Raw genomic sequence first — 23,581 nt, 5'->3', positions numbered from 1 at the left:
GTGCTGTGTAGGTCGGATAAGGCGTTCATGCCGCATCCTACAATAACAGCATTGCCTGATGCGACGCTGCCGCGTCTTATCAGGCCTACGAGTTCGATGCTGTGTAGGTCGGATAAGGCGTTCATGCCGCATCCGACAATAACAACTTTGCCTGATGCAATTACTCTTCGCCGTTAAACCCGGCGCGATTCAACAGGAACTGTGCCAGCAACGCCACCGGACGACCGGTTGCGCCTTTTGCTTTACCAGAACGCCAGGCTGTTCCTGCAATATCCAGGTGCGCCCAGTTGTACTTGCGGGTAAAGCGCGACAGGAAGCAACCTGCGGTAATTGCCCCGCCAGGACGACCGCCAATGTTCGCCATATCGGCAAAATTGGACTCCAGTTGTTCCTGGTATTCGTCACCCAGTGGTAAACGCCATGCGCGGTCACCGGATTGTTCAGATGCAGCAATCAGCTCATGGGCCAGCGGGTTATGGTTCGCCATCAGACCGGTAATGTGATGACCCAGCGCGATCACGCAGGCACCGGTCAGCGTCGCCACGTCAATCACCGCTTCCGGTTCAAAACGCTCAACGTAAGTTAACACATCGCACAATACCAGGCGGCCTTCGGCGTCGGTATTCAGCACTTCTACGGTTTGACCGGACATGGTGGTTAACACATCGCCCGGACGATAGGCACGTCCGCCAGGCATGTTTTCGCAGCCTGCCAGCACGCCGATAACGTTAATCGGCAGTTGTAGCTCTGCGACCATCCGCATCACGCCGTAAACCGCTGCCGCGCCGCACATATCGTACTTCATCTCATCCATGCCTTCGGAAGGCTTGATGGAGATACCGCCGGAGTCGAAGGTTAAACCTTTACCCACCAGCACGATTGGGCGTGCATCTTCCGACGCGTTGCCTTTGTACTCAATCACCGACATCAGCGATTCGTTTTGCGAACCCTGACCGACCGCCAGATAAGAGTGCATCCCCAGCTCTTTCATCTGCTGTTCGCCGATAACGCGGGTGATAACATTCTTGCTGTAGCTGTCTGCCAGCTGGCGCGCTTGTGAAGCGAGGTAAGCGGCGTTACAGATATTCGGCGGCATATTGCCGAGATCTTTTGCTGCTTTAATCCCGGCGGCAATCGCCAGACCGTGCTGGATCGCGCGCTCACCGCTGGTCAGTTCACGGCGGGTCGGCACGTTGAACACCATTTTACGCAGCGGACGACGCGGTTCGCTCTTGTTCGTTTTCAGCTGATCAAAACTGTAGAGTGTCTCTTTTGCCGTCTCGACAGCCTGGCGCACTTTCCAGTAGTTGTTACGGCCTTTAACGTGCAGTTCAGTCAGGAAACAGACCGCTTCCATCGAGCCAGTATCATTCAGTGTGTTAATGGTTTTCTGAATAACCTGCTTGTACTGACGCTCATCCAGCTCACGTTCTTTGCCGCAACCAATAAGGAGAATTCGCTCGGAAAGTACATTCGGCACATGGTGCAGCAACAATGTCTGCCCCGGTTTTCCTTCCAGTTCGCCCCGACGTAGCAGGGCGCTGATGTACCCATCGCTGATTTTATCGAGCTGTTCTGCAATCGGAGAAAGGCGACGTGGTTCGAAGACGCCCACGACGATGCAGGCACTCCGCTGTTTCTCCGGGCTACCGCTTTTTACACTAAACTCCATGCACTACGCTCCTGAATCTTAAAGACAACAGCGGTGGCTACAGATAGAATTGCAAGCTTTCGTAACTCATGTCCGCTGTTGCGATGACTTCGTGTTAATCTTAACGTTATTACGGCATTGGCACGTCAGAACAAAATCTGAGAGGTGAATCCGTTGAGTATAATTATCTTAGCGACGATTTCGACGACTCAAGAGAATAAATGACGTTTAAGCCATGAAACAAGCTAAAATCCTGCAAAAGACGAGTTTTTACGGGCGTATTTAAAGTGATAATCATAAGATATCTGGTGCGGGAGACGCTCAAAAGCCAGCTGGCGATACTCTTCATCTTGCTTTTGATCTTCTTCTGTCAAAAGTTAGTGAGGATCCTCGGCGCAGCGGTTGACGGCGATATTCCGGCGAATCTGGTGCTCTCCCTTCTCGGGTTGGGCGTGCCGGAAATGGCGCAGCTTATCCTGCCATTAAGCCTGTTCCTCGGGCTGCTGATGACGCTGGGCAAACTGTATACCGAAAGTGAAATTACGGTAATGCATGCCTGCGGCCTGAGCAAAGCGGTTCTGGTGAAAGCGGCGATGGTTCTCGCGGTGTTCACGGCGATTGTCGCGGCGGTTAACGTGATGTGGGCGGGGCCGTGGTCATCGCGCCATCAGGATGAAGTGCTGGCAGAAGCGAAAGCTAACCCAGGCATGGCGGCGCTGGCGCAAGGGCAATTCCAGCAAGCGACTAATGGCAGCTCAGTGCTGTTCATTGAAAGTGTTGATGGCAGCGATTTCAAAGATGTGTTCCTCGCGCAAATTCGACCAAAAGGTAACGCGCGTCCTTCTGTGGTGGTGGCCGATTCCGGACATTTAACGCAACTGCGCGACGGCTCCCAGGTCGTCAGCCTCAACCAGGGAACGCGCTTCGAAGGCACTGCACTGTTACGTGATTTCCGCATTACGGACTTCCAGGATTATCAGGCGATCATTGGTCACCAGGCGGTGGCGCTCGACCCGAACGATACCGACCAGATGGACATGCGCACATTGTGGAACACCGACACCGATCGTGCCCGCGCAGAACTGAACTGGCGTATCACGCTGGTATTCACCGTGTTTATGATGGCGCTCATGGTTGTGCCTCTGAGCGTGGTTAACCCGCGTCAGGGACGTGTCCTGTCGATGCTGCCAGCCATGCTGCTATATCTGCTTTTCTTCCTGATCCAGACCTCCCTTAAATCGAACGGCGGTAAAGGTAAGCTGGACCCGACGCTGTGGATGTGGACCGTTAACCTGATTTATCTGGCTTTGGCGATTGTTCTCAACCTTTGGGACACCGTGCCGGTCCGCCGCCTGCGCGCCAGTTTTTCGCGTAAAGGAGCGGTGTGATGCAACCTTTTGGTGTTCTTGACCGCTATATCGGTAAAACCATTTTCACCACCATCATGATGACGCTGTTCATGCTGGTGTCGCTTTCCGGCATTATCAAGTTTGTCGATCAGCTGAAAAAAGCCGGGCAGGGGAGTTACGACGCGGTAGGCGCGGGAATGTATACCCTGTTGAGCGTGCCGAAAGATGTGCAAATCTTCTTCCCGATGGCGGCCCTGCTGGGCGCGTTGCTCGGACTGGGGATGCTGGCACAGCGCAGCGAACTGGTGGTGATGCAGGCTTCTGGTTTTACCCGCATGCAAGTCGCGTTATCAGTAATGAAAACCGCCATTCCACTGGTTTTGCTGACGATGGCGATTGGCGAATGGGTCGCGCCGCAGGGCGAACAGATGGCGCGTAACTACCGCGCGCAGGCGATGTACGGTGGTTCGTTGCTCTCTACTCAACAAGGTTTATGGGCCAAAGATGGTGACAACTTTGTCTATATTGAGCGAGTAAAAGGTGACGAAGAGTTAGGTGGTATCAGTATTTATGCCTTTAACGAGAATCGTCGTCTGCAATCCGTTCGCTATGCCGCTTCCGCGAAGTTTGACCCTGAACATAAAGTCTGGCGTCTGTCGCAGGTTGATGAATCTGACCTGACCAATCCCAAACAGATAACCGGTTCGCAGACGGTGAGCGGCACCTGGAAAACCAACCTCACTCCGGACAAACTGGGCGTGGTGGCGCTGGATCCGGATGCGCTCTCCATCAGTGGTTTGCACAACTACGTGAAGTATCTGAAGTCGAGCGGTCAGGACGCCGGGCGCTACCAGCTTAATATGTGGAGCAAAATATTCCAGCCGCTATCCGTGGCGGTAATGATGCTGATGGCGCTGTCATTTATTTTCGGCCCGCTGCGCAGCGTGCCGATGGGCGTGCGCGTGGTCACTGGTATTAGCTTCGGTTTTGTGTTCTACGTACTGGACCAGATCTTCGGCCCGCTGACGTTGGTTTACGGCATCCCGCCGATTATCGGCGCATTGTTGCCAAGCGCCAGCTTCTTCTTGATCAGCCTGTGGCTGTTAATGAGAAAATCGTAACCTGATGAACGAATAAAGGGAGCTAAAGCTCCCTTTATTATTGTTAGCAAAGTGGCGTAGGCCTGATAAGCGTAGTGCATCAGGCAAAGGCAAGTTGGTGTGAGAGAACACAAACAGCGCCTGACTTACCTTTTTCTCCCCCCAAGCAAACTCCCCAGCACACCGCGTACAATCTGATTCGTCACCTGGCGGGCGGCGCTTTTCGCCATTGTTTGCACCACGCCATCTTTCTTTCCGCCGCGTGGTCCGGTAGTGCCAAACAAAATATCCTTCAACCCACCCAGAATACCGTCATCTTCACTTATCTCTTTCCCTTTGGCCGGAGGGGTATTTTGCTGCTCGGTACTTGCCTGTACGCCTTTTTGCAACATCTCATAGGCAGATTCCCGGTCCACGTCATCTTCATACTTGCCGTACACCGGGGAGTGATTAATCAAGCCATTACGCTCATCTTCTGTCACTGGCCCCATCCGTGAACAAGGCGCGATCACCATCGCACGCTCTACCACAGAAGGGCTTCCTTTCGCATCCAGAAAAGAGATCAACGCTTCGCCGGTTCCTAGTTCCTGAATCGCCTTTTCCGTATCAAATGCAGGATTAGGTCGCATGGTTTGCGCTGCCGTCTTCACCGCTTTCTGGTCTTTCGGTGTAAAGGCGCGCAGAGCGTGCTGAACGCGATTACCCAACTGCCCAAGCACGTTGTCAGGAATATCAGAAGGGTTTTGCGAAACAAACCAGACGCCCACGCCTTTTGAACGGATAAGCCTTATTACCTGTTCAATCTTATCCAGCAGCACCTGCGGCGCATCGTTAAACAACAGATGCGCTTCGTCGAAGAAAAACACCAGTTTCGGTTTTTCCAAATCGCCCGCTTCCGGTAATTGTTCATACAACTCTGAAAGCATCCACAACAGGCTGGCGGCGTACAGTTTTGGCATCTGGTAGAGTTTTTCGGCGCTAAGGATATTGATAACACCCTTACCGTTGGCATCGGTACGCATCCAGTCTTTGATATCCAGCATCGGCTCACCAAAGAAATGCGTTGCCCCTTGCTGTTCCAGCGTCAGTAATCCGCGCTGGATGGCACCAACCGATGCGCTACTGATATTACCGTACTGATTCTGGAATGATTTGGCGTTATCACCGATGTATTGGGTAATCGCCCGCAAATCTTTAAAGTCGAGAAGCAACAATCCCTGATCGTCAGCAATACGGAAAATGATATTCAGGACGCCAGATTGCACATCGTTGAGATTCAACAAACGCGCCAGCAACAACGGCCCGAGATCCGATACCGTTGCCCGCACTGGATGACCTTTCTCACCAAAAATATCCCATACCACCACTGGATTCGCATGTGGTTGCCAGTCGTTGACGCCGATATTTTTCAACCGAGCGAGCAGTTTTTCCGAGGTAGTACCTTCTGCCGCAACTCCGGTCAAATCACCTTTTACATCGGCCATAAACACCGGAACGCCGATTTCTGACAGAGATTCCGCCAGTTTTTGCAGCGTGACAGTTTTACCTGTCCCCGTTGCGCCAGTAATCAGTCCGTGACGGTTAGCCATAGCGGGTAGTAAAAACAGTTCTGTGTCCGGCGTGCGGGCAATTAAACGTGGTTCGCTCATGAGATTTCCTCCAGTTCCCTGTCTGGAGTATAGGCACGGTTAAAAAGTTTTCACCACTAAATTCAGCCGATTGCGAGATATCTTAAAGGCCTGGCAGAAGCGACCCAACAAAGCCTCCGTAATTCATAATTGTAGGCACCGCACCTTGCCAGAAGTTGATCTGATTATCGCGAATACAGGCACCGCAGTGACCACGACTGCGCGGCGCTACCCTGGGCAACCACGCGGCGAATCACCTTATGTTCGGTAAGTAGCGGATATTGCGAGAATCCCTATTCGTTATTGATTATCGACATGCTTTTGTCGTTCACTGGTGTTGCCCGGGAAGTGTAGAGCATGGTAGGGCGGGGCCTGGAGTGTGACAAAGGTTACATATCGCTGAAGACAACGCTGAAATTTTCAGCACTTAGCGAGGATGGCACAAGCTGGCGCTTGCATGGTGGCGCGTGACAGGTATAATTCACAACGTTTTCCGCATACCTCTTCAGTGCCGAAGTGGCGAAATCGGTAGACGCAGTTGATTCAAAATCAACCGTAGAAATACGTGCCGGTTCGAGTCCGCCTTCGGCACCACATCGTATGCAAATCGAGTCGCTCAAGGGCGGCTTTTTTTGTGTCTGGGATCCGTTAGTTACCTGTCTTTCTCGCGATTTTAACTCTCTCAGGGCTAACCAATTCCAACCCATCGCAAACGAAAAATGTTGGTACAGACGTTGGTATTTTCGGTTCGACATTAATTAGTTGGATTAGCTCAGTCCTGATCTGACAGCTATCTGCCAGATCAGGTTCGGATTAATACATTATATCTGCCCGCCTACACCTTTAAACTTCTCAATAAACGCGACGATCTTCTGGAAAACCGTCTGTTTTTTCGTCTTATATTGCGGATTTAACGGACTGAGTTTTGGCAATGTCTCGTTTAATTCCGTGCCATTTTCGGTGGCGTATTCGCGTTTTAAAGACGTGCGAATATAGCGTTTCGCCGCCTCTTCATTGAGATTTTCTTCTTTGATCAATGCTTCTGCTTCACGTTGCTGTTCGCGTTGAGCAAAGGTAAAAAATGCGTCAATGATGCTGGCTTTATCCGGCAAATCATCCAGGTTCGTTTGCTGAATAAAATCGACCACCAGACCTTCTTTGGCACGGTTCCCAAGGCTTGAACGAATTAAGCGTTTGACCTCTTCGGTCATTTCGCCCTTACCTTTGTTTTGTCTGTTGTGTTCGAAAATCAGTCCAAGGATATAATCCAGGTTTATTTCCTGAGACTTCAGCAAATCGACCTCAAAAACTACGTCATCCCAGTCAGTGGTTGATTTTTCTTTTTTGTCAGCTTCTTTCTCACGGCGCTGCCAGTCACGAATATCGTTATAGGCAGAACGATAATCCTGAATCTTTCGTTCAGCAGGGAGACGAATCGTTTGTAATTCAGCGAACTTTTCATCATCCACATAATGTTCTGCTTTGAATTTTTCTACCGCAACAGGATCGCTAAGATCGATTTGTTGCAGGGCTTTCAGCGTGGCAAATTCATCATAGTTTTGCAGGATGTTCTCGGCACGCAGGTATTCACCAAACAGTTTAACGAAGTCTTTCTTCTCTTTTTCACTTTCAATACTGGCAGGGTCAGGGAACCGTTGTTCCAGTTCTGAAACTACTGCCATAAAGCCGCGTTTAGCTTCACCAGTGGCAGCATCTGTAAAGCCTTCCATATACTCAGCATAACTCTTTTCTAACACCACATTTTTAGTATTTTTATCACCAAACAGCGTTATGGCATCAATGGTTGAGCGTTCCAGATCCCGGAAAGTGACGATGTTACCGAAGGTTTTAGTAGCGTTATAAATGCGGTTGGTGCGGGAAAATGCCTGCATCAGGCCGTGAAAACGCAAGTTTTTATCGACGAATAGCGTGTTCAATGTTGGAGCATCGAAGCCGGTTAAAAACATCCCCACGACAATTAACAGATCGATATCTTGATTTTTAACCCGTTGGGCTAAATCACGATAGTAGTTCTGAAAACCGTTACTGTCGGTGCTGAAGTTAGTTTTAAAATAGCTGTTATATTCACGAATTGCAGCGTCGAGAAACTCTTTAGCACTGCTGTCCATTGCGCTGGTATCAAAAGTTTCATCGGAAATTTCACCAATGGCATTTTGTTCTTCATTAGCGGCAAAGGAGAAGATTGTCGCAACACGCAGTGGTTTATAAGTTGCAGATTTATTAGCGGCTTCCTCTTGTAACCGTTTAAACGTCGCATAATAGGCTTTTGCAGCATCCACGCTGCTTACTGCCAGCATGGCATTAAAACCTTTGGAACCAGGGAAAGTACGGTGGGTTTTCTGGCGGAAGTTATTCAGAATATATTGCGTAATTTCCTGTATACGCATGGGATGAAGAAACGCCAGTTGATTTTCAGCTGCACTCAGTTTTTTCTCGTCAGTTTCTGTCTCTAAAGACTTAAACTGTGGCCGCACATCGTTATAGTCCACCTTGAATTTGAGCACTTTTTCATCACGAATCGCATCGGTAATCACATACGAATGCAATTCACGACCAAATACGCTGGCGGTCGTTTCTGAGCCTAAAGCGTTTTCCGGGAAAATAGGTGTGCCGGTAAAACCAAACTGATAATAGCGTTTGAATTTCTTCTTCAGGTTTTTCTGCGCTTCTCCAAACTGGCTGCGGTGGCATTCATCAAATATAAACACCACTTGCTGATTGTATACAGGCATGTCGCTTTCGGCTTTCATCAGGTTATTAAGTTTCTGAATAGTGGTGACGATAATTTTGTTATCGTCCTTATCCAGATTTCGTTTAAGACCTGCGGTATTTTCCGAGCCGTTAACACTATCTGGCGAAAAACGCTGATATTCCTTCATGGTCTGGTAATCGAGGTCTTTCCTGTCGACCACGAAGAAGACTTTATCAATAAAGTCCAGTTCTGTTGCCAGACGCGCGGCTTTAAAGCTGGTCAGGGTTTTACCAGAACCGGTAGTGTGCCAGATAAAGCCACCACTTTCGGGGGTAGACCAGTTTTTCGCTTTATAGGAGCTGTTGATTTTCCATAAGATACGCTCAGTGGCGGCAATCTGGTACGGTCGCATCACTAGTAGCGTTTGGCTAATATCGAACACGCTGTAGTTCACTAAGACATTAAGCAGAGTATGTTTCTGGAAAAAGGTAGCGGTAAAGTCTTTGAGGTCTTTAATCAGCGTGTTGTCTGATTTCGCCCAGTTCATAGTGAAGTCAAAACTGTTTTTATCGCGCTTTGTGGTGTTGGCAAAGTAACGGGTATCGGTGCCGTTGGAAATGACAAACAGTTGCAGATACTTAAACAGAGAATTTTCGCTGTTAAAACTCTCTTTGCTGTAACGATGTATCTGGTTAAAGGCCTCACGAATCGCCACGCCGCGCTTTTTCAGTTCGATTTGTACCAGCGGTAAACCATTGACCAGGATCGTGACGTCATAACGATTAGCGTGGGAACCCGCCTGTTCAAACTGCTGGATAATCTGCACCTTGTTGCGCATGAGATTCTTTTTATCTATCAGATAGATATTCTCAAGACGTCCGTCATCAAAAATAAAATCGCAGATATAGTCGATATGAATTTTACGGGTTTTATCCAGAATGCCATCGCTGGGGTTGTCCAGATACTGCTCCGTGAAACGCCGCCACTCGCTGTCATTAAACACCACACCATTGAGGCTCTGAAGCTGTTCCCGAACATTGGACAGCATCGCCGACTGAGATTTTACGGATATAAATTCATAGCCCTGATTTCGCAGGTCCTGAATCAGTTCCCGTTCCAGGTCCGATTCGCTCTGGTAGCTGTCGCCTGTTGGCTCAGCTTTGATGTACTTATCAAGGACGATAAAGTTATTGGATTCAGCAATGGTGTGTATCTGATGAGTCATAGCGCATCCTTTGTGCCGTCTGGCAAGGGCCGGAAGGGCGTTAAGAGTGACTTCCGGCGTGTAAAAAATAGTCTATATACAGACCGGATGTTAAGGTGGTCCGGTCGGTAGTAATGGTCAATTAATTACTGACAGTTTCAGGTTTTGGGAAACTGAACAGTAAATCACGATAGTATTCGTATTGTTTCTGGCGCAACTCGATTTCACGCGGAAGACCTTCGGTGATGGAGTTGGTCAGGGTGTCGAATTTATCGAGTATAGAAACAATACGGTCTTGTTCGGTGATAGGAGGTATAGGTATATCATAGGTTTCAAACTCTTTAACTCGGACATGAGGCACACCCGCACCTTTTTTCATTGCATGGATGTGCTCTTGTTTATTTTGTAGCACGTGGTAAATAAACTTTGGTTTTACAATTTTTAAGTCGGAATGAACACTAAAGGCATCGGTTAAAAATATTGGCTGATTCCAGAAACTGACATATCCTGCATAGGCACCAGATCTGGCTATAACGATTGTTTCACCTTGTCTGTTGCTCTCGCTATGAAAATAAGTAGGAATTGGTCCATTGGCAACTACTGGTATTTCACCTGGTTTTGTCTGTTTTTGGGTAATTGCCGTTCCTCGCTTAAACTGAGCCACTTCCCCCAAAGTCTTCCACTCAACCTCACCCTCTTTAAAACTCAACAACTGGTCGCGATAGTAGTTGTACTGTTTTTTACGCATGTTAAGCTCAGCGGTAAGCTCAGCGGTAAGCTCAGCGGTAAGTGCAGTAAATTTATCCAGAATCCGAACAATTTCAGATTGGATGGAAAGGGATTTTTCCGGATTATCCGGACAGGGGATTGGGATGAGTAGTTTTTTTAAACTACCGGCATTTAGAGCAGGAATACCATCAAATGTACATAACTCATGGATATCATTCTTCATGTGAAGCAAGGCATGATATATATATCTTATATTTATGTGACTTTTTTTATCTATAGTTATTGAATAGTTTAAGTTTCCCCTAAAATATTTCCCCTCCTGCCAAATTACAGAGCCAACACCAGCGCCCCTAGTAGTAATACCAATTGGGTCATTGTCAGTATTCCATGTATTAATAAAACCTAATGGTTCCCGTCCACTATTAATAACAGGATAGACACCAGGATTTTTTGAAATCATATTTTTATTTACAGATTGTCCAGTTTTTATAGCTGCAATATGACCCAATGGCAACCACTCAACTTCAACCCCATCCAGCAATTTTTCCAGATAACTCAACTCGCTCATTTCTGCCCCTCGCAGCCTTCAATTTCAGCCACAATCGCATCAATATCTTTGCGCAACTGGTCGATTTTGCTGACCGTGGTTTTCAGCTCAGCATTCAGCTCAGCGATATCGATAATTTCGCGGTTATCTTTCGCTTCCACATAGCTGCTCACCGACAGGTTATAGTCATTCGCGACAACAGTCTCAAACGCAACAGATTTCGCCAGATGAGCAACATCTTCCTTGCTGGCAAATACCTGCATAATTTTTTCTATATGGGCATCGGTCAGAATGTTGTTGTTAGTCTCTTTTTTGAACAGTTCGCTGGCATCAATAAACTGAACTTTGGTATCCGTTTTATGTTTAGACAGCACCAGAATGTTTACGGCAATGGTGGTTCCAAAGAACAGGTTCGGTGCCAGTGAAATCACGGTTTCTACATAGTTATTGTCGACCAGATACTGACGGATTTTCTGCTCTGCGCCGCCACGGTAAAAAATACCTGGGAAGCAAACAATCGCAGCGCGACCTTTGGCAGAAAGATAGTTCAGCGCATGTAGTACAAACGCAAAGTCAGCTTTGGATTTGGGGGCCAGAACGCCAGCCGGGGCAAAACGTTCATCGTTAATCAGCGTCGGGTCATCGCTGCCAATCCATTTCACCGAATACGGCGGGTTAGAAACGATGGCATCAAACGGTTTTTCATCTCTGAAGTGCGGCTCAGTCAGCGTATTGCCCAGCTTGATATCAAACTTGTCGTAGTTGATGTTGTGCAAAAACATGTTCATACGCGCCAGGTTATAGGTCGTATGGTTGATTTCCTGACCGAAAAAGCCTTCTTCGATGATGTGGTCATCGAACTGTTTTTTAGCCTGCAACAACAGCGAACCGGAACCTGCTGCCGGATCGTAGATTTTGTTAACGTGGGTCTGGCCGTGCATTGCCAGTTGTGCAATCAGCTTAGAGACGTGCTGCGGTGTAAAGAACTCGCCGCCTGACTTACCAGCATTCGCCGCATAGTTAGAAATCAGGAACTCATAGGCGTCACCGAACAGGTCAATCTGATGTTCGTTAAAGTCGCCAAGCTTTAATCCTTCAACCCCTTTCAGAACCGCAGCCAGGCGGGCATTTTTATCCTTAACGGTGTTACCCAGGCGGTTACTGGTGGTATCGAAATCAGCAAACAAACCTTTGATGTCAGCTTCTGAAGGGTAACCGTAAGCAGAACTTTCGATAGCAACGAAGATGCTGTTTAAATCTGCATTCAGTCTGTCGTTGGTATTTGCTTTCGCAGCTACGTTGCAGAAAAGCTGACTTGGGTAGATGAAGTAGCCTTTGGTTTTGATGGCATCGTCTTTAATGTCATCAGTTATTACGCTGTCATCCAGTTTCGCATAACAGATACTGTCATCACCGGCTTCAATATAGCTGGAAAAATTTTCGCTGATAAAACGGTAGAAAAGCGCGCCCAGAACGTATTGCTTAAAGTCCCATCCATCGACCGAACCTCTGACATCGTTAGCAATTTGCCAGATTTGGCGATGAAGCTCCGCGCGCTGCTGAAGACTGGTCATTTTTTATCCTTTGAATGTGTTTTTAACGTCGGCTTTTGCCGGGATTTTACCGGAAGTTTTTTGGTTTTTCAGATTTGTATGACGGTGAGGAGGGGATTCAGCACCAGATTGTTAGTGCATCTTACTCAGCATTCACCGCTTGAGTCAGGAGGCTACTTTATATGCCCATCGTCCATCCGTAGGTGATCAGATAATTTATTGCGAGTCACCTTCCCGATTTTCAATCTCATTATTTACCCAATCTTTCACCAGTGGATAATTCGTCTGCTACTAACGGCGAGTGTATTTTTTACGGATGAAAGATTATGCAGACAGAAGCTGAAGTCTTAACCGATCATAACGAACTAATTTGCTCGACCAGTATCGAGCGTATCGTCACAGGACGTGATAGTGCACTGAACCAGATAGCGGCGTTAATCCAAAAACTGGATGATATCTCCAGCCTGACATCCAGTATTGGCGGTGATGTGGCTGGAACCTGGGCAATGCGTAATGGATATGCCTTTGATTGCTGGCTGATGCAGCCAACCGACAAAGCGATGCCGGTGATCACCCGCAATATCGACCGCAGTATATGGCGCGATCTCATGCTGAAGTCCGGGATGTTGACTCTGATGGATGCCGAATCTCGCAGTCAGTGGGCGAAGAACCTGGAGGAGGGCGAGCTCCCGGCGATTAGCGAAGCCAACATCCTGAGTACTTTTGAGCAGTTGCACCATAACAAGCAGGACGTTTTCGAACGTGGGATTATCAATGTATTTAAGGGATTGAGCTGGGATTACAAAACCAATAATCCCTGTTACTTCGGTAAGAAGATTATCGTTAACAATCTGGTGAAGCATGACAGATGGGGCTACAGCCTGAACTGGGGCTGGCGGCGAGATCAGCTTGCCGATCTGGAACGGATGTTCTATCTGCTGGATGGGAAGGCCATTCCCGATAACCGGCATGATGTCTCCATCCGGTTTATGGACTTCGTTAGTGCTCACCCGCATGAGCAGGTATTTAATGACGATTTATTTGTCATCCGCTATTACCAGAAAGGCAGTGGGCATATCACATTCAAGCGACTGGATCTGGTGGATAAGATGAATGATATCGTGGCGAAGCACTTTCCGGGGATGTTACCTGCGAAATGAGATGTGATGTTTTATAGGCACCTCTATGCTAATATTAATAGGAGTTATTAAATGTTATTAAACGAGGTAATCCCTATGGGTTCGCTTACTAAACAAACCATCAGCGCACAGATACCTATTGAATTGGCCGCTGCTGTTGAGAATCTGGCAATTGAGTTGGACCGTTCTAAAAGCTGGATTATTAAGGAAGCGTTGACCAGTATGCTGGCCGAAAGAGAACGGCGTCACCAGAGCATCCAGGCCGGTATTGCGGATGTGGATGCCGGTCGTGTGATGAGCCACTCGGACATGGTGGATTTTGCTAATCGCTTAAAGAAATCCTGATAAATGGAAATTTACTGGACGCTTAAAGCTCAGGATGACCTTGAGCGTATCTACCGTTTCGCCCTTCAGTATAGCCGCCAGCACGCCGATGACGTTTTGGATCGCCTGATTACTGGTTGTGCTGGTCTTACAGCACATCCGGCAATTGGCGTACAGCAGACTCGGTATGAACCTCGGGAAGTCCGAAAAGTGTTATTTGATGACTATGAGGTTCACTACGAACTTCGTGACAATGACATTTATATAGTCGATCTCTGGCATACCAAAGAAGAGCGCTGAAGAGATTTTCTTTTCGTTCAAGGGTGTTAATTAGTGAGTGTAAACACGATTATGTGTTTATACTCAATTTTGTGTTTTAATGGCACTTTCCACTCCTTCTGAAGGAGGATGCCATGTCACAGAACAACATCAAACAGCTCCGTACCCAGCTATCTATCACCCAACGCGAGCTGGCGTTTATGGTCGGCACCAGCCAGCAGCAAATTCAGCGTATCGAAACCGGGAAGGTTGCTGCAAAGCTGGGTCTCGCACAGGCAATATGCAATGCTCTGGATAAGCCTCTAAACGTAGTGTTCCCGGAAAGCGATCGGTTGATAAACAACTTCCGCAAAAAGCGTCGTAAAACTGATGAAGATCTTGAGGCTATAGCCACAAGCGGCATTGAAATGGATAGCGGTCTCTGGACCGTAAAACTTTGGCTACAGGGGCAGCGGGACTATTTGCTGTTGCCCATTTCAGCAGCGGATAAGCGGAGGTTTTATTATTATTTTCAGGAAAAAAACACTCCAAACATAGAACGCTTCTTCGTTTTTGATTCTTCCGAGTATCGTTATGCGTTAAATATGCGTGAAGTGGTATTTCATCAGTTCCTTTCTGATGGTCTGCGGCCAATCGTTGACGAAGAGGATGATGCCTACGAAGACGATTATTTTAATGTCCATATCACGCTGGTAAACGGCGGACCAGTGATTCCACTGAGTGTTGAGCCAGATGCGCCGCAAAACGAAGAGACGGATGATATCGGCCAGTTGTATGCTTTTTTTGACGCGCTGGATTGCGAGCCTGAAACCACGGATCGTTTTATGATAACCGACGAAGATGGAGAAGATGCTTTCATTCGTATTGGTTCTATCGCTATGGTGCGAGTTGCGCTTGATGTGCAGGAACCAGTGGAAGACGATGATGAGTAGTATTGAATGAATTGATTTCTTAAGAAATGGTACTGAGTATACATGTGAGTATACAAAGTAACTTCGCATTTTTAAAAATCCATTGATTTCATATTGTTGAGTCTGGAATCGCGGTGCGGCCTTAACACCAAAAGTATGTAAATAGACCTCAACTGAGGTCTTTTTTTTATGCCTGAAATCCGCGCCACGCAAATCTTTTCCGCTGTTTTTTTCAACTAACGTCAACTTGGTTCAATCCATATTAATTCCCTTAAGAATACCGAACCAAGTATGTTTGCGCTTATCTATTAAGGATTCGGCTCTTTCAGAAAATCTAATCCATCCTCCAGGCACAATATTTATTGCGATCGTGCTCGCATCGTGGACAATGTTTAATCATAAGTAATATTTACATCAATGAAATCAATGATTTCTATTATGTCACGGAATGGAAAATGGACAGCAATACATTGGGATTCACTTCATACTGGCGCAACTCCTTAGCTGACGCCGAATCTGGTAAAGGAACGTTTTCACGTAAAGATACAGATTCATTCATTCGATGGATAAATATCACCGCAGGGCAGTTGGATGACGAGACTATTCGGGCATTTTTTGACGGTGAAGGGGAGTCGGTAAAAACCGTTGAAGTCGTGTTACGGCCCCAAGTGTGGAACCGCATAGTAAAGCATGGCAAAGAGCAAATGGCAGGTGCACCCGCAATTATCACGCCACTGGTTACCTCCGCTCTTCTGAATAGGGAAGGTTTTTTGTTTCCTGCCGCTTCAGCCACTATTCCCCGCGATCTGCTTGAACCTCTCCCTTCCGGTCATTTTTCTATTGGGGAGTTGGCGCAATATGACAAATACAAAGCCACGCATAACACAGCCACCATTAATGAAGATGAACCAGAACATTACGAAGAAACTGACGAAGAGAAAGCGGAACGCCATGCCAGGTATCGTCAGCATTGGCAAAATTATCTTCAACAGTCAGATAACCTTTTAAGAAACGTCGCGGGAAATTGGGTCGCTACATCTGAGCCATACGAACGGGCTGGATATGGTTATATTGTTAAAGCTAGCCAGCATGTAGGGGCCAGCGTTCATATCCTGCCTATGTATGACCATCTTCTGATGAGCCAGGTTAAGGTTCCGCTATTAACGCGTTTTGCCTCAAACGAAATGGCTCCAGTGGAGCCACTTCTTGCTAAGAATGCGATGTTCTGCGAACGTCTGGGGCATTCCGGCGATAAGTTTCCGCTGGCAGTGGCGCAGCGCGATGCCCTGAGCCATTATCTGACTCAACAGCAGGGTGATATGCTCGCTGTCAACGGTCCTCCGGGAACGGGTAAAACTACGCTGGTGCTTTCTATTATTGCCACCGAATGGACAAGAGCCGCACTTAATCAAACTGAACCTCCTGTAATTATTGCCACATCGACTAACAATCAGGCCGTCACCAATATTATTGAAGCCTTTGGAAAAGATTTCTCTACTGGTTTTGGCGTAATGTCTGGGCGTTGGTTGCCGGAGGTAATAAGCTATGGCGCTTATTTTCCGTCTAAAAGCCGTCAGGTTGAGGCAGCGAAGAAATACCAGACTGAAGATTTTTTTAACCGCGTTGAATCCCAGGAATATCTGGAAAAAGCCCGGGCCTTTTTACCTTGAAAAAGCGGAGGCGGCGTTTGGAGCTGGAGAGTGCAATTCGCCAGAGCATGTAGTGACGCTTTTGCATGAACGTTTAACTTCACAGTTTATGCAACTTCAGCAAATCGAACCCGCATGGCGCAGACTCAATGATATCCGCCATGAACAGCGAGTCATCAGTGAGAATCTCGACCAGTATCTTCAGGACAAAAACACACTTCTTCTCAATATTGGCAATGAAATTTCACTTTTAGCCAGAGGTAAAAAGCAGTGGCAGCAATACCGTGCCGATGAGTCGCTTATGTATGCATTTTTGTCATGGCTCCCTGCTGTTCGTGCTAAACGCCATTACCAGATTAACCTCTTCCTGGACTCTACGTTCGGCGCAAGAATGACAGCGTTCCAGGGAAATTGTCCCGAAGATATTGATAAATTTATCGATAGTTTGATCGCTAAAGCGCAACAAGAGCAGGCGGTGTGCCAACAGAATATCAACTTTGCGCAGGACATAGCCCGAAGCGAAATGGAAGCAGCAAAACAATGGCGCGGGTTGACTTATGCTCTGGGCTACAGGGGAGACGATGAGTTGAACCTCGCCGGAGCGGACGAGCTTGCCGATACTCAGATTCGTTTTCCAGCGTTCTTGTTAGCGACTCATTATTGGGAAGGTCGCTGGCTGATGGATATGGCGGCAATTGATAACCTGCAAAAAGAAAAAGGAATTACCGGGACAACTATCGCCGAGGCTCGTTGGCTAAGAAGAATGAAACTTACTCCTTGTGTGGTAATGACCTGCTACATGTTGCCTTACCATATGAACAGGAGAAAATCTTTTGGTGGGGACAGAACATCGGATAATAATTATTTATATAACTTTGCCGATTTACTGATTGTCGATGAAGCAGGGCAGGTACTCCCGGAGGTTGCTGCGGCCTCTTTTGCATTGGCGAAGAAAGCACTGGTGATTGGCGATACGGAGCAAATAGCTCCAATCTGGAATTGTCTACCCGTTACTGATATGGGCAATATGCTTGAGGAGAATATTCTTTCTGGTGGCACTCAGGAAGAGTTAATAAATACATATTCCCATGTGTGTGGGTCTGGAAAAAGTGCAGCATCTGGCAGCGTAATGCAGGTTGCCCAGTTCAACTCCCGCTACCAGTATGATCCCAAGTTCGAGCGCGGAATGTATCTGTATGAGCATCGTCGCTGTTTCAATAACATCATCGGCTACTGTAACTCACTTTGCTATCACGGTAAGTTGCAGCCTAAAAGAGGGATGGAAAAAGGGACGATTTTTCCCGCAATGGGATATCTGCATATTGATGGCCGAGGCATGAAGCCAAATGGGGGGAGCCGTTATAACCCTCTTGAAGCTGAAACAATAGCAGCATGGCTGGCGACACATAAGGATGATATAGAGCGCCATTACGGGGAACCTCTGTACAAAGTTGTTGGTGTTGTGACGCCATTTTCGGCGCAGGTTAATGCCATCAAAACGTCATTGCGTAAGCTGGAGATTAATGACAAAGACGAAGAGGGCTCACTGACAGTGGGGACTGTGCACTCCTTGCAGGGTGCGGAAAGGGCGATTGTTCTCTTTTCCCCAGTCTACTCAAAACATGAAGATGGCAGGTTTCTTGATAGCAACAGCAGTATCCTCAATGTTGCTGTCTCACGCGCTAAGGATAGTTTTCTGGTCTTTGGCGATATGGACCTTATTGAGATGCAGCCCGCATCTTCGCCGCGAGGGTTATTGGCAAAATTTCTGTTTGCTTCAGATAATAATGCGTTGCAATTTGAGTTTCAGAAACGACAGGATTTAATTTCCGCACAGACAAAAATTTCAACGTTGCATGGTGTGGAGCAGCATGATGAATTCTTGAATAATGCTCTGGCCGCAGCTCAACAGAAGATCACGATTATTTCCCCCTGGTTATCCTGGCAAAAAGTGGAGCAAACGGGGTTTCTGACGTCAATGGCTCTGGCCCGCTCCCGAGGTATTGATATTACCGTGGTAACGGATAAAAACTGCAATATTGCGCATATCGATGATGATAAGCGCCAGGAGAAACTGCATCTTCTAAATGATGCAGTCGAAAAGCTCAATAATATGGGCATTGCTACAAAATTGGTGAATCGCGTTCACAGCAAAATTGTGATTAGAGATGAGGAGTTGCTGTGCGTTGGATCTTTTAACTGGTTCAGTGCTGCGCGAGAAGATAAATATCAACGTTATGATACGTCTCTGGTGTACCGTGGCGAAGGCGTAAAAAATGAAATAAAGGCGATATATAGCAGTCTGGATCAACGTCAGCTATAAGTGTGATGAACAGTTCACAACACAGGAGTGGTAAGGGATATATTTTAACAATGTGAAAGCGACTTTCAGATTTATTGCGAGTCGCCTTCCTGATTTTCAATCTTATTGTTTACTAATCATTCTCCTTTGCGTAATGCGTCTGGCATTAACGGCAGGGGCTTTTAGGAATTAAAGCGAATGCAAGTAATAACGGAAATCTAAACCAATCATAACGGTCTAATTTCTTCGCCCCGTATTAAGCATATCATAGCTGTTTATGATGCCGAATTGAATCAGATAGAGACGTTAAATCAGCAAAATAAGTATTACCTCACCCCCTAAAAACCTCTTTCCGATGCCACTCCACAAACCCCTCATAAGGGTAATTTTTACGCACCTGTGGCAACGCAATAGTTTTCCCGTCAAAATCCCAGAATAATCTCTCAACGATCCCTCCGCCGTTTACCGCATCCGAGACCAGTACCCGCATATTTTCATCCAGGCCAATCGATCCTTTATCAAAGGCTTTATGGTGAATTGCGCAAAGCGCCAGGCCATTAGGGATTTCACAAGGGCCGCCGTGCTGTTTCCATTTTATATGCGCCGCTTCCAACGCGACGGTGGTGTCGTCGTGGCGCATATTAAAGCCACATATCGCGCACTGGTAGTTATAAGCACGTAATACATTTTTGCGAAATAACGGGTCGCGCTGTTTACGGATTTGCTGGAGATCAAAACCCAGCTCGTCAGCAATTTCTTCCTGAATACTCTCGGTGAAGTGCGCTTCGAGTATCTGTTGTGCCAGAGTGTTGATGATGTTTTTTATTGCCGGTTACCAGGGCGTAGTGCTGTTCATCGAAACCGCCTGCAACGTGGTATTCAGTCAGTTCCTTCACTGGTGGTTGTCGGCTGCTCCCTGCTGTTGAGCAAAGCTCGGCATTGTGTAATTGCCAGAATCCGTCGCCTTGTAATCGCCAGAACGGCATATCAGGTCGGTACTGTGAACGCTGTGGCCCAAAACGTTCCAGTAAACTGTGCAGAGGTTCGTAGATTTCCGAGCCATAATCGAAAAGGCGCGGATGTCCATTCAGGTATCCCGCTAATATATATAGCAATAACAATGGCTTATGCGGCGCGCGCTGTTCACCCTTGTGCCAGATTTTTATATTGGCAATTGCCTGCTGTAGCGATTTACTGGAAGCCATTGATATACCTGGCAGTGAAATAATTGCGATCATGCTCGCAAATTTTCTGCTGTTCAAGCCTGCAAGTGAAGATATATTACCTTGATCTCATTTGTTTTTTTGCTGCCTGTTTGCCCTAATTGCCATGCGATGCTGCACCGACGCAAACCACCGTTTACGCCGGAGGAGTTAAAAGCGTTGATGAATGCAAATAAATCAAATTAATGAACGCTCATCTTTCGCGCCAAAACTGCAAAATAGCGTCAACAAATTTGTCTACAATCATCCCCCGACTGAAATGACGGCTTCGTAGCGCCGTCGTCCAGTTCTCCAGCGTTCGGTACGCTGAACCGTAATATCCCTTGCTCAAATTATTTGGATTTTCATCAGGCGCGTTTGTCAGTTCTCTTTTAAAGTGATATGGCGGGCGCAGGATGTATCTGCGCAAACCGCGCCAGTTATTTTATTTCGGGATGAACAACATCTTTATTTTCAGGCAATGGAAACCCTGAAAAGTTAGTTTCGCACAGTAACTTTATTATCTCTCACTGAGAGCAACACTGAATCTGCCACAGCTTTACCCCCCGCAGTTTCACCGCCAATAATCAATAGACTATTATTCCAGGGCAATGATACCCCGTAGGCTCGACCTTGCGACAGTTCGCCAGATTTCTCCCATTTCCCGTTATGCCACAGATAAATATCAGCGCTATATGATTTTTTCAGGCCTTCATGCGCATAGTTCTTACCGTTCTGGTAATTTGCCCGCGAGCCTTTAAATCCGGCACCTCCGGCAAATATAAGAGAGTCATTGCTTATACCCGCAAAACCGCCAGCGACGCCATCTGGTGATGAGACGGGAGGAAGCTTATTCCATTTTACGTTATTGCCGGTAAGATCAAGTTCAAATACGGCATCCGTTCGCAATCCTGGTTTGGCTTCACCATTAATAAGCCAGGTTTTATCACCTTTATTCACAACCGCCGCACCAGCCGTCCCGTACCAGGGCGATTCACCAGCGTAACTCCATTGCTGTGTAGAGGGATCAAAAGACAACAAAAACTTATTGAAGAAATAATCTTCTGCTTTTTTGTCAAAATAGTGGGCGTTGATTTTATCTATAGTTGCTGAATCTTTTCCAGCCTCGTTGAGATCTTCAAAATAGCCATTGAAGATATTTTGGTTAACACCGCCAGTAACATAAGCCTTGCCGTTGTGTACAAATGTCACATGACCCGCCATGCCCATCGGTGCGTGTGACATCAATTTAATCCAGGTATTAGTTGCTGGGCTATATTTGTACACATCGTTGAACACCCTGGTTAAACCTTGTTGGTTTTTGCCAACACCGCCAAATACATACAAATCACCATCAATAAATGCGGACGTTGCTTGATCTCTTGCGCCACCGGGGAATTCAGCCAGAGCTGTCCATTTTTTATCTTTGGCCTGTGTGTCCAGCTTGTACCATGCCGTTCCTGCACTACCTAAACCAATGTAGACAGTGTCGTTATCAATTGCACCAGTACCACTTTTAAATGGCACTGGAATTTCCGGCAATACAGACGCGTTTGCGGCAAATGATGCATCATGATAGCAAGCGCCGTTATTGTTCTCTTCATTGTGAATTACTCCTGCTCGCTGGAATTCAAATGTTGCACCATGTGCCTGTATACCTTTTATACCAAAACTAAATAGCAATCTTTGCAACAGCATCAGTTTTGTTGTGTTGGTCACAACTTATGCAATGGGGAAGCAGGTTAATCCATTGTTATGTTGGACGACACGTTATGTAAATTGGTCAACCATTATTGCGATGAATGTCACATCCCCCGATCACTAACCGCTGATCTCCCTGTGTTGTCATTTGCAGTAACCGACATGAGAGTAGATTTCTTGTGATGTGGTTAACCAATTTTAGATTTCAGGTTGACATGTATTACCAAAAGGTAGAACTTATACGCCATCTCATCCGATGCAACGCCACGGCTGCGGTCTGGTCGTTCATTCGGATACCTAAACACTCCGGGGTTCCGCGTCTCTTCGCTGTTGAACCCACTACGTGAAAGAGGAATAAACATGGAACAGACCTGGCGCTGGTACGGCCCTAACGATCCGGTTTCTTTAGCTGATGTCCGTCAGGCGGGCGCAACTGGCGTGGTTACCGCGCTGCACCATATCCCGAACGGCGAAGTATGGTCCGTTGAAGAGATCCTCAAACGCAAGGCTATCGTTGAAGACGCAGGTCTGGTGTGGTCTGTCGTGGAAAGCGTGCCAATTCACGAAGATATCAAAACCCACACTGGCAACTATGAGCAGTGGATCGCTAACTATCAGCAGACCCTGCGCAACCTGGCGCAGTGCGGTATCCGCACCGTGTGCTATAACTTCATGCCGGTGCTCGACTGGACCCGTACTGACCTCGAATACGTGCTGCCAGACGGCTCCAAAGCTCTGCGCTTCGACCAGATCGAATTCGCTGCATTCGAAATGCACATCCTGAAGCGTCCAGGCGCAGAAGCGGACTACACCGAAGAAGAAATTGCTCAGGCAGCAGAACGCTTCGCCACTATGAGCGACGAAGACAAAGCGCGTCTGACCCGTAATATCATCGCAGGTCTGCCGGGCGCGGAAGAAGGTTATACCCTCGACCAGTTCCGTAAGCACCTGGAGCTGTACAAAGATATCGACAAAGCGAAGCTGCGCGAAAACTTTGCCGTCTTCCTGAAAGCGATCATTCCAGTTGCCGAAGAAGTTGGCGTGCGTATGGCTGTTCACCCGGACGATCCGCCGCGCCCGATCCTCGGCCTGCCGCGTATCGTTTCCACCATTGAAGATATGCAGTGGATGGTTGATACCGTAAACAGCATGGCGAACGGTTTCACCATGTGCACCGGTTCCTACGGCGTGCGTGCTGACAACGATCTGGTTGATATGATCAAGCAGTTCGGTCCGCGTATTTACTTCACCCATCTGCGCTCCACCATGCGTGAAGATAACCCGAAAACCTTCCACGAAGCGGCGCACCTGCACGGCGACGTTGATATGTACGAAGTGGTGAAAGCGATTGTTGAAGAAGAGCACCGTCGTAAAGCGGAAGGCAAAGAAGACCTGATCCCGATGCGTCCGGACCACGGTCATCAGATGCTGGACGACCTGAAGAAGAAAACCAACCCAGGTTACTCCGCAATTGGTCGTCTGAAAGGCCTGGCCGAAGTTCGCGGTGTCGAACTGGCGATCCAGCGCGCTTTCTTTAGCCGTTAATATCCACCGGCATGGCTGCGCGCCGTGCCGGTTCCTTCTTCCTTGCCGTCACTCT

13 protein-coding genes, 1 tRNA gene and 6 pseudogenes are annotated in these 23,581 nt (G+C 47.5%); 11 read left to right on the top strand and 9 right to left on the bottom strand.

Annotated features, from left to right (window positions below; all coding sequences use genetic code 11):
• Positions 1 to 160: 160 nt before the first annotated feature.
• The gene (pepA, locus tag CRI63_RS07145; RefSeq protein WP_000397144.1) at positions 161 to 1,672 is read right to left on the bottom strand and encodes a leucyl aminopeptidase; all 1,512 of its coding nucleotides are present in this window, start codon (positions 1,670 to 1,672) and stop codon (positions 161 to 163) included.
• A 153-nt stretch (positions 1,673 to 1,825) separates the two neighbouring features.
• On the opposite strand from pepA, the gene ytgA reads away from it, so the two are divergent.
• From ytgA to lptG, 3 genes are all read left to right on the top strand, one after another.
• A complete protein-coding gene (gene ytgA / locus CRI63_RS24285; protein WP_211180521.1) occupies positions 1,826 to 1,876 on the top strand; it encodes a protein YtgA in 51 nt (16 codons plus the stop codon).
• 62 nt (positions 1,877 to 1,938) lie between these two features.
• Entirely contained in the window at positions 1,939 to 3,039 is a 1,101-nt protein-coding gene (gene lptF / locus CRI63_RS07140; protein WP_105290081.1) for an LPS export ABC transporter permease LptF, read from the top strand.
• Complete coding sequence (lptG, locus tag CRI63_RS07135; RefSeq protein WP_105290080.1) at positions 3,039 to 4,121, top strand: LPS export ABC transporter permease LptG; 1,083 nt, start codon at positions 3,039 to 3,041, stop codon at positions 4,119 to 4,121. The genes lptF and lptG overlap by 1 nt, the downstream gene beginning before the upstream one ends.
• Positions 4,122 to 4,246: 125 nt before the next feature.
• Here the strand turns inward: lptG and CRI63_RS07130 are convergent, their stop codons facing one another.
• Both CRI63_RS07130 and CRI63_RS07125 read right to left on the bottom strand, forming a co-directional pair.
• Entirely contained in the window at positions 4,247 to 5,749 is a 1,503-nt protein-coding gene (locus CRI63_RS07130; RefSeq protein WP_130237501.1) for a helicase HerA-like C-terminal domain-containing protein, read from the bottom strand.
• A 109-nt stretch (positions 5,750 to 5,858) separates the two neighbouring features.
• Positions 5,859 to 6,045 (bottom strand): annotated as a pseudogene (locus CRI63_RS07125) (alcohol dehydrogenase); the annotation flags it as partial.
• A gap of 193 nt (positions 6,046 to 6,238) precedes the next feature.
• Here CRI63_RS07125 and CRI63_RS07120 point away from each other — a divergent pair.
• Positions 6,239 to 6,322, top strand: a tRNA-Leu gene (locus CRI63_RS07120).
• Between the two features lie 227 nt (positions 6,323 to 6,549).
• Here the strand turns inward: CRI63_RS07120 and CRI63_RS07115 are convergent.
• From CRI63_RS07115 to CRI63_RS07105, 3 genes are all read right to left on the bottom strand, one after another.
• The gene (locus CRI63_RS07115) at positions 6,550 to 9,666 is read right to left on the bottom strand and encodes an HsdR family type I site-specific deoxyribonuclease (RefSeq protein ID WP_135519009.1); all 3,117 of its coding nucleotides are present in this window, start codon (positions 9,664 to 9,666) and stop codon (positions 6,550 to 6,552) included.
• Positions 9,667 to 9,787: 121 nt separating this feature from the next.
• Complete coding sequence (locus CRI63_RS07110) at positions 9,788 to 10,942, bottom strand: restriction endonuclease subunit S (protein ID WP_135519006.1); 1,155 nt, start codon at positions 10,940 to 10,942, stop codon at positions 9,788 to 9,790.
• Positions 10,939 to 12,495, bottom strand: coding sequence for a type I restriction-modification system subunit M (locus CRI63_RS07105; protein ID WP_135519003.1), 1,557 nt, complete (start codon positions 12,493 to 12,495; stop codon positions 10,939 to 10,941). The genes CRI63_RS07110 and CRI63_RS07105 overlap by 4 nt, the downstream gene beginning before the upstream one ends.
• Before the next feature lie 305 nt (positions 12,496 to 12,800).
• On the opposite strand from CRI63_RS07105, the gene CRI63_RS07100 reads away from it, so the two are divergent.
• From CRI63_RS07100 to yjhR, 5 genes and pseudogenes are all read left to right on the top strand, one after another.
• On the top strand, positions 12,801 to 13,634 hold the full coding sequence (locus CRI63_RS07100) for a DUF4942 domain-containing protein (protein WP_135519000.1): 834 nt from the start codon (positions 12,801 to 12,803) through the stop codon (positions 13,632 to 13,634).
• Between the two features lie 75 nt (positions 13,635 to 13,709).
• Positions 13,710 to 13,958, top strand: coding sequence for a ribbon-helix-helix domain-containing protein (locus CRI63_RS07095; RefSeq protein ID WP_135518997.1), 249 nt, complete (start codon positions 13,710 to 13,712; stop codon positions 13,956 to 13,958).
• Positions 13,959 to 13,961: 3 nt separating this feature from the next.
• On the top strand, positions 13,962 to 14,237 hold the full coding sequence (locus CRI63_RS07090) for a type II toxin-antitoxin system RelE/ParE family toxin (protein WP_000409332.1): 276 nt from the start codon (positions 13,962 to 13,964) through the stop codon (positions 14,235 to 14,237).
• Positions 14,238 to 14,350: 113 nt separating this feature from the next.
• Positions 14,351 to 15,148 carry a helix-turn-helix transcriptional regulator gene (locus tag CRI63_RS07085; protein ID WP_135518994.1) on the top strand — a complete coding sequence of 266 codons (798 nt, stop codon included), beginning with the start codon at positions 14,351 to 14,353 and terminating at the stop codon, positions 15,146 to 15,148.
• A 434-nt stretch (positions 15,149 to 15,582) separates the two neighbouring features.
• A pseudogene (gene yjhR / locus CRI63_RS07080) lies at positions 15,583 to 19,099 on the top strand (helicase YjhR).
• Positions 19,100 to 19,409: 310 nt separating this feature from the next.
• Here the strand turns inward: yjhR and CRI63_RS07075 are convergent.
• Positions 19,410 to 20,283 (bottom strand): annotated as a pseudogene (locus CRI63_RS07075) (phosphorothioated DNA-binding restriction endonuclease).
• 99 nt (positions 20,284 to 20,382) lie between these two features.
• On the opposite strand from CRI63_RS07075, the pseudogene CRI63_RS07070 reads away from it, so the two are divergent.
• Positions 20,383 to 20,487: pseudogene (locus CRI63_RS07070) on the top strand (HNH endonuclease); the annotation flags it as partial.
• Between the two features lie 7 nt (positions 20,488 to 20,494).
• On the opposite strand, the pseudogene CRI63_RS07065 reads toward CRI63_RS07070, so the two are convergent.
• Positions 20,495 to 20,674, bottom strand: a pseudogene (locus tag CRI63_RS07065) (sialate O-acetylesterase); the annotation flags it as partial.
• 104 nt (positions 20,675 to 20,778) lie between these two features.
• A pseudogene (locus tag CRI63_RS07060) lies at positions 20,779 to 21,884 on the bottom strand (N-acetylneuraminate epimerase).
• Between the two features lie 457 nt (positions 21,885 to 22,341).
• Between CRI63_RS07060 and uxuA the strand changes: the two are divergent.
• Entirely contained in the window at positions 22,342 to 23,526 is a 1,185-nt protein-coding gene (gene uxuA / locus CRI63_RS07055; protein WP_021564825.1) for a mannonate dehydratase, read from the top strand.
• Positions 23,527 to 23,581 lie beyond the last annotated feature (55 nt).

This window comes from Escherichia sp. E2661, assembly GCF_004745185.1.
Taxonomy (GTDB): Bacteria; Pseudomonadota; Gammaproteobacteria; order Enterobacterales; family Enterobacteriaceae; genus Escherichia.
This window is presented reverse-complemented; position numbering and strand designations above follow the sequence as displayed.